Origin of the sequence: Streptomyces sp. UW30, assembly GCF_008042075.1 — a bacterium.
Lineage (GTDB): Bacteria > Actinomycetota > Actinomycetes > Streptomycetales > Streptomycetaceae > Streptomyces.
This window is the reverse complement of sequence record NZ_RDBN01000139.1, coordinates 1-651: the sequence shown is the minus strand read 5'-3', so window position 1 is coordinate 651 and position 651 is coordinate 1. Positions and strand designations below refer to the sequence as shown.

Below are 651 nucleotides of genomic sequence, written 5' to 3'. Positions count from 1 at the left end.
CCCCCCTGCTTGTCGGAAGCTTCCTTGTCGGGGGCGTGTGGGCAGCACCCCCGTCCGTCGCCGCCCCCGATGACATCCCACCGCAGGAACCGGGAGTGACTCTGCGGGTGTTCGACACCCAGGTTCCGCTCAGCAAGCTGTGCACGCTCAAGCCGGGCCAGACCCCCAACCACGACAAGCTGATGCCGACGGTGGACTGGTCCACAACCGGCGACTTCGGCGGCTTCGCCGACAACTTCACAGCCGAAGCGTCCGGCTACCTCGTCGTTCCCGACGACGGGTCCTACACCTTCCGCCTGACCAGCGACGACGGCTCGCGGCTGACCATCGACGACCGGACGGTCATCGACCACGACGTACTTGATACCCATGGGCTCGCGCAGCCCGCTCGCCACCTTCTTCACGGTCACCTTGTCGCGACTCGTGCTGCCGGTGACGTTGTCGAGGAGGTACACCTCGCCCGTCGTGGTCTGCGAGCCGCCCCAGGTGGTGATGGCCAGGCGGCCGTCGGGAAGCCAGTCCATGCCGGTGACCTGGGGCTCGAAGCCGTCCGGGCGGAGGTCGGTGAGGGTGAGGTCGGGGCGTACGTCGGTCAGCGGCAGACCGTCGCCCGGGCTGTCCGCTCCCGACTCGCACTCTTTGCGTCCGGGG

Annotated in this window: 1 protein-coding gene; it reads left to right on the top strand. The window is 68.5% G+C overall.

Features of this window, described 5'->3' with window-relative positions; translation table 11 throughout:
- Positions 1–5: 5 nt before the first annotated feature.
- The coding region (locus EAO75_RS48105) for a PA14 domain-containing protein (protein WP_261989728.1) at positions 6–651 on the top strand (646 nt) is incomplete at its 3' end.